Here is a 6,796-nt window from a genome sequence, read left to right as displayed (position 1 = left end):
ATAGGCCTCGAGCGGCGCTTGCGTCAGATGGTGCTCTTTGTTGCACGCCCACTCGCATTTCCGGCAACCCACGCACTCCGTGGTATCCACCAGGACACCGTACGCGTCTTCCGGCGGCGCCGATTCCTGTTCGCTGGCCGCGGCGGCGCCTCCCGTTAGTGTGGCGGTTCCGCCCAGACAGCTGAGCCCAAGAAATTGTCTTCGATTCATATACGCATACTCCTGGCCCGTCCACAGCAAGACGGCCATACCATAATCGAGCGGCAAAGTCGCACACATCCGTAAAATCACGAAAAACTCGTTTTGACTTCCGGAAAAAATACGGAGCCCGCGCCTGCCAAACGGGGCTTTTGCCACCGAACGGCCTCTTTTCCGGCGCCGTGCGCATATGCTACGATGCTGCCGCATTCTGGGGCTTGACTGCTTCCAGGCGGTTGAGCTGGTTCTTTGCGTTCCGTTTCGGATGGATGACCGTACTGTTGCATAAGTAAGACACTCTGACCGGCAAGGCTCAAGTGTCCTGAAGCCATGCCAGCGCAGACAGCACAAGAATGAGGGCTCTTTATGAAGCACGTCCGTTCACTTTCGTTTTACTTGCTGGCCGCCACGGCGGTGTGCGTGCTGGCGCCAGTGGCCGCGGAGGCGCAAGCCTCCGCAAGCCTGCGCCAGGCCATCGAGGACGCCGTGGGCCGGATCAAACCCTCGCTCGTGCGCATCCATGTCGTCGAGGCGTACTATGGCGAAGGCCGCGAGATGAAATACGAACTGTCCGGCAGCGGCGCGGTCATCACGCCTGAGGGGCATGTCATCACCAACCACCACGTGGCGGGCCACGCCAAGCAGATCAAATGCGTGTTCGCCGACAAGAGCGAGTACCCCGCCGAGTTGATCGGCACGGACCCGCTCACCGACATCGCGGTCATCAAGCTCATTTCCGAGGGAGACGTTTCGTTTCCCGTCGCGCCCTTCGGCAACAGCGACCTCGTCCGCGCGGGGGATCACGTGCTGGCCATGGGCAGTCCGCTCGCCCTGTCTCAGTCGGTCACGCTCGGCATCGTGAGCAACACGGAAATGATCATGCCGGAATGGATGAACCGCTGGGGCGGCCTCGAGCAGGACGGCGAAGACGTCGGCGCGCTCGTGCGCTGGCTGGGTCATGACGCCGAGATCTACGGAGGCAACTCGGGCGGCCCGCTCGTGAACATCACGGGCGAGATCATCGGCATCAATGAAATCCGCATGGGACTCGGCGGCGCCATTCCCGGCAATCTCGCGAAAAGCGTGGCCGAAGAGATCATTGCCTCGGGCAAGGTAAAACGGGCCTGGCTCGGACTTGAATTGCAGCCCCGGCTCAAGCATGGGGAAAATAGCCGCGGCGTGCTCGTCAGCGGGGCGCTCAAGGGCTCGCCTGCCGAGGCGGCGGGACTCAAGGCGGGCGACATCCTCTTGTCGCTTGGCGGCGCGCCCATGGACGTGCGATTCCTCGAACAACTCCCGGATGTCAACCGGATCATCGCGGAGTTGCCCATTGGCGAGCCCGTGCCGATCCTCGTCGAGCGGGACGGGCAGGCGCTGGCGCTGATGATTACCCCTACGGAGCGCGAGCCGCGCGAACCGCAGGAACACGAACTGAAACAATGGGGTCTCACCGTCCGCGACCTTTCGCTGATGCTGGCGCAAGAGTTGAAGCGCGATTCGAGAGATGGCGTGCTCGTGACTTCCGTCCGGCCCGGCGGCCCCGCGGGCGACGCCAAGCCCGCTATCAGCGAGAAGGACGTCATCGTCGGCGTCGGCGGCAAGCCGGTGCACAATCTGGCCGAACTGGTCCAAATCACGCAGGAACTGACCAAGGACGCTACGGAGCCCGTGCCGGTGCTCACGGAGGTCGAGCGCAAGACCGAAAAAATCGTCACGGTGGTGAAAGTCGGCATACAGGAACTCGAGGACCCCGGTCTCGAAGTCAAGAAAGCGTGGCTTCCCGTTGAAACGCAAGTGTTGTCGCGCGACATCGCGGAACTCATGGGCCGGCCGGACCTGACCGGTTTCCGCGTCACCCACGTATACAAGGGTACTACCGCGGAAGCCGCGGGACTCCAGGTCGGAGACGTCATCACCGCCATCGATGAGGAACGCATGACAGCCTCCGCCCCGGAGCATTACGAAGAACTGGGCGCGTGGATCCGCCAGTACAAAGTGGGGACGGTCGCGCAGGTGCACGTGTTGCGCGGCGCCGAGGAAGCGACCATCCCCGTGGAGTTGATCCGCTCGCCGAAACTCGCCCGCGAGATGAAGAAGTTCCGCGATGAGAATTTCGAGTTCACGGTTCGTGATGTCACCTTCTTCGACAAGGCCAAGGAGCGCTGGGAGGAGGAGCAGAAGGGCGTGCTCGTGGAAGAGGTGAAATCCGGCGGCTGGGCAGCGCTGGGCCTGCTCGGCGTGAGCGACCTCGTGCTGGGGGTGGACGGCGTCCCGGTCGCGGACGTGGCCGCCTTTGAGGAGACGATGAAGCAGATTGCCGAGAAGCGCCCCGCCGTAGTGGTGTTCCAGGTGATGCGCGGCATTCACACGTTCTACATCGAGATGGAACCAAAGTGGGATGGGGCCCACGCGAAAGGATGAACCTATGAACCGGATGCCCTTCCCGTTTGTTGGTCTGTTTCTGGCCTGTCTGGCCGCGCAGGCCGCGGTCGCCGGTGAGATTGAGGACCAGGCCCGCGCCATCATGGAGCAGAACCAGCACGCCGTCGTGACCGTGCAGGTCACGACCAAGACGCAGGTGTCTTTCATGGGCATGGGCAACGAAGAAAGCGAGGACAAGAGGGAGGTGACCGGCACGGTCATCCAGCCGGACGGCCTCACAGTGGTCGCCCTTTCCGCCACAGATCCGACGAGCATGTTCCACGCCATGATGGGCGAGATGATGGAACAGATGGAGATGAACGCGCGCGTCATCGACGTGAAAATCCTGCGCGACGGCGGGACGGAAATCCCGGCGGCGGTAGTCCTGCGCGACAAAGACCTCGACCTGGCCTTTATCCGCCCCATCGAGAAGCCGGCACAGCCCATGGCCTGCATCCCCCTTGCGAATGCCGGGAGCACCAGCATGCTCGACGAAGTCGTGGCGTTGAATCGCCTCGGGAAAGTCGCCAACCGCGCCTATGCCGCGTACCTGTTGCGCATTCACGCGATCGTCTCCAAGCCCCGCACGTACTACGTGCCCAGTTACGAAGCAATGTCCACGCAGGGCTCGCCCGTCTTCACGGCGGACGGCAAGCTGTTGGGCCTGGCCGTGCTGCGCACGTTGAGCGAGGGCGGCTCGGAAGCCTCCGGACTGGCCGCGATGCTGTCGGGCGGCATGACCGGCAACATGATTCCCATTATCCTGCCCGCGTCTGATATCCTCGAAGTCGCGGCGCAGGCGCCAGAGTCTGGCGAGGCGGCGGTGGAGGAATCCGCCGCGGAAGAGGCCGCGCCTGGCGAGGCGGTGGAAGAGGTGCAGAAGGTTGAGGAAAGCGGGCCGGCCTCCTAGGCAAGCCGCTGCGGCAAGCAACGGGAGCGGGTATTGAGCATAGTCGATCTGCATGGCAAGACCGCGCTGGTTACGGGGGGAGCGCGGCGGCTGGGCGCCGCCACGTCGCTGGCCCTGGCCGAGGCCGGCGCGCATATCGTCCTCCATTACGGTGCTTCCGGGCGGGAAGCGGCGCAGATCGCCGCGCAGGTGAGTGGCCACGGGGTGCGCTGCGCCCTGGTGCAGGCTGACCTCGCGCAGCCGGACAACGTCGCCGGCTTGTTCCAGCGCGCCGTCGATGCGGCCGGGCCGGTGGATTTCCTCATCAACAGCGCGGCCATCTTTCCCGAAGCCGCGCTCGAGGCATGCACCACGGGCAAGCTCGCGGAAAACATTCAGATCAACGCCGTCGCGCCACTGCGCTTAAGCCTGGATTTCGCCGCTCAGGGCCGCGAAGGCTGTATCGTCAACTTTCTCGACACGATGGTGGCCGACTACGACCGCAAGCACGTGCCGTACCACCTGAGCAAGCGCATGCTTTATACGCTTACGCGGATTCTGGCGTTGGAATGCGCGCCGAAGGTGCGCGTAAACGCCGTCGCGCCCGGGCTCATCCTGCCGCCGGAAGGCAAGGACGAGCATTACCTCGCGGCGCTGGCCCATTCCAATCCCCTGCAGCGGTATGGCAACCCCCGCGCCGTGACGGAAGCCGTGCTGTTTCTCCTGCGCAGCGCGTTCGTCACCGGCCAAGTCATCTTCCTGGACGGTGGGCGCCATTTGCGAGGACGGGTCTATGACTGAAGAACCGCGCGACAAGATTTACATCCGCGACCTGCTGACGCGCTGCATCGTCGGCATCTATCCCGAAGAACGCCGGGAGAAGCAGGACATTGTCCTGAATATCACGCTGCACGCCGGTTTGTCGCGCGCCGGCCAGTCCGACCGTATCGAGGACACCGTCGACTATAAGGCCGTGAAGAAGCAAGTGCTCCAGCTTGTGGAGAAATCCTCCTTCCTGCTCATCGAGCGCCTCGCGGAAGAAATCGCGCGGCTCTGTCTCGCGGCTGCCGGTGTGCAGCGCGTCACGGTCGTGGTGGACAAGCCCGGCGCCCTGCGCTTCGCCCGCAGCGTGGCCGTTGAAATCACACGAGACCGCTCCGATGTCTCCTCTTGAGAGACAGACCACGACCGCGTATGTGGCCGTGGGCTCGAACATCGAGCCCGAAACGCACATCGTCGCGGCGCTGGACCGGCTGCGCGACGCCGTCATCGTGACCGGCATCTCGACCTTCTACGTCACCGCGCCAATAGACCGGCCCGAACAGCAGGACTACCTCAACGGCGCCGTGGCGGTGGAGTGCCCCACCGGGGCGCGCGCGCTAAAGTACGACACATTGCGCCCCATCGAGGCCGCGCTCGGGCGCGTGCGCTCGGCGGACCGCTACGCGGCGCGAACCATCGACCTTGACATCATGCTGTTCGGCGACCTGACCTCGCGGGAACCGGGCCTCGCGTTGCCGGACCCCGATTTGCGCACCCGCCCGTTTCTCCTGGCCGCCGTGGCCGAGCTCGCGCCCGGATACATCATGCCCGATACCGGCGAACCGCTGGCCGTTCTCCTGGGCAATGCCGGCCGTGCACAATTGAAACCAGCCGTCGCCTTTACACGAAGTCTACGAGAAAGGTTTGGCTTATGAACAAAGACCGCGTCATTGAACTCGTCCGCGAATTGCTCATTGAAATCGGCGAAGACCCGGAGCGCGAGGGCTTGCTGAAGACGCCCGCGCGCGTCGCCCAGGCTTGGGCGTTTCTCACATCGGGCTACCGCTTGAACGTGGACGACATCATTAATCAGGCCGTTTTCAAGGCCGAATCGAACAACATGATTATCTCGCGCGATATCGAGGTCTACAGTCTCTGCGAGCATCATCTGCTGCCCTTCTTCGGGCGCTGTCACATCGGCTATATCGCGCAGAAGAAGGTCCTCGGCCTCAGCAAGCTCGCGCGGCTCGTCGATTTCTTCGCGCGGCGGCTCCAGATCCAGGAACGGCTCACCGCGCAAATCGCGCGCGCCGTCATGGACGCTACCCGCGCCGAAGGCGTCGGCGTCGTCATAGAATGCCGCCACCTCTGCACCATGATGCGCGGCGTCGAAAAGCAGAACAACGTGATGACAACGTCGTCCGTGCTGGGAAGTTTTCACGACGACGCAATTACACGGCAGGAGTTTCTCAGCCTGATCCGGCGGCAGGAGTGACCTCCTGAAGAATCGCCGGAACTTCAGAGAGAGCACGGGCGGGACGCCCGTGCCACCCGTGGCATGGACATCTTGCCCATGCACACAGGCTGCTTCGGCAACCCGCACGGGCGGGCCGCCTGCGCCGCAACCCGGAAAAACCAGCGCAACAATCCCGTGGTCTAACAAAAATGAGGAGCATTTCTCTCATGCGGAAGCTACGGGAATTCGCGTTCGCGGCGTTCGTGCTGTGCGCCTGGGCAATACTGGCGCCTGTCGCGCAGGCGCAACAAATGATTCGCGATGTCGTTTACGGCCAAGCCTATTTCGGCCTCACTCCCAGCGGTCCGTACGAATTGCGCGACCTGCTGCTTGATGCCTATCTCCCCGAAAGGGCGGCCGATGGGCTGCGTCCCGCGGTCGTAATGGTGCATGGCGGCAGTTTCATGGAAGGGGGCAAAGGCGACCGCAAGCTCATCGAGATCGCCCAGCATCTCTGCGAGCACGGTTACGCCTGCTTCTCCATCAACTACCGGCTGATCCGTGATTTCCCGCCCGCCGCGCCGCCGTTTGACGCGACCATGCTCCAGGCCGCTTTGCATGCCGCATACGTGGACGCCAAGACGGCGATTCGCTTTGTGCGCGCGCACGCCGCGGAATACGGCTTGGACGCCGGCCGCATCGCCGTGCTGGGAGAATCCGCGGGCGCGTTTGCCGCGCTGGCCGCGGGCGTGTCCGACCCGGAAGCGTTTACGGCGGACCGCGCGGACCTGCCCGTGCCGGAGACGAACAACCCCGGCGCCAGCGGCAAGCCGAATGCGGTCGTCGAGCTTTGGGGCAGCGCCGAGCCCGTGCTGGACTTGTTTGACGCGGCCGACCCGCCGATCATGGTGGCGCACGGCAGCGAAGACATCCATCTCTCGGTGCCTTTCGGTCTCGCCCGCAAGATCAAGGACACCTGCGACGCGAAAGGCATCCCTTGCCGCTTCTACCCCATCGCGGGCGAGGACCACGGCGCCTGGAACGGCAATTATGAAGGGAAGAGCCTGAAA

8 protein-coding genes are annotated in these 6,796 nt (G+C 63.7%); 7 read left to right on the top strand and 1 reads right to left on the bottom strand.

The features are described from left to right. The coding region (locus KA184_22350) for a hypothetical protein (protein ID MBP8132332.1) at window positions 1-210 on the bottom strand (210 nt) is incomplete at its 3' end. A 354-nt stretch (window positions 211-564) separates the two neighbouring features. Here KA184_22350 and KA184_22345 point away from each other — a divergent pair. From KA184_22345 to KA184_22315, 7 genes are all read left to right on the top strand, one after another. After that, entirely contained in the window at window positions 565-2,619 is a 2,055-nt protein-coding gene (locus tag KA184_22345; GenBank protein MBP8132331.1) for a PDZ domain-containing protein, read from the top strand. A gap of 4 nt (window positions 2,620-2,623) precedes the next feature. Beyond that, window positions 2,624-3,529 carry a trypsin-like peptidase domain-containing protein gene (locus tag KA184_22340; GenBank protein MBP8132330.1) on the top strand — a complete coding sequence of 302 codons (906 nt, stop codon included), beginning with the start codon at window positions 2,624-2,626 and terminating at the stop codon, window positions 3,527-3,529. 33 nt (window positions 3,530-3,562) lie between these two features. Next, entirely contained in the window at window positions 3,563-4,309 is a 747-nt protein-coding gene (locus tag KA184_22335) for an SDR family oxidoreductase (protein MBP8132329.1), read from the top strand. Continuing rightward, on the top strand, window positions 4,302-4,682 hold the full coding sequence (gene folB, locus KA184_22330) for a dihydroneopterin aldolase (GenBank protein MBP8132328.1): 381 nt from the start codon (window positions 4,302-4,304) through the stop codon (window positions 4,680-4,682). The genes KA184_22335 and folB overlap by 8 nt, the downstream gene beginning before the upstream one ends. Then, the gene (folK, locus tag KA184_22325) at window positions 4,669-5,205 is read left to right on the top strand and encodes a 2-amino-4-hydroxy-6-hydroxymethyldihydropteridine diphosphokinase (protein MBP8132327.1); all 537 of its coding nucleotides are present in this window, start codon (window positions 4,669-4,671) and stop codon (window positions 5,203-5,205) included. The genes folB and folK overlap by 14 nt, the downstream gene beginning before the upstream one ends. Then, on the top strand, window positions 5,202-5,765 hold the full coding sequence (folE, locus tag KA184_22320) for a GTP cyclohydrolase I FolE (protein ID MBP8132326.1): 564 nt from the start codon (window positions 5,202-5,204) through the stop codon (window positions 5,763-5,765). The genes folK and folE overlap by 4 nt, the downstream gene beginning before the upstream one ends. A 188-nt stretch (window positions 5,766-5,953) precedes the next feature. Then, window positions 5,954-6,796: alpha/beta hydrolase (locus KA184_22315; protein MBP8132325.1), on the top strand; the 843-nt coding region annotated here is incomplete at its 3' end.

Source organism: Candidatus Hydrogenedentota bacterium, assembly GCA_018005585.1.
Classification (GTDB): Bacteria; Hydrogenedentota; Hydrogenedentia; order Hydrogenedentales; family JAGMZX01; genus JAGMZX01.
This window is presented reverse-complemented; position numbering and strand designations above follow the sequence as displayed.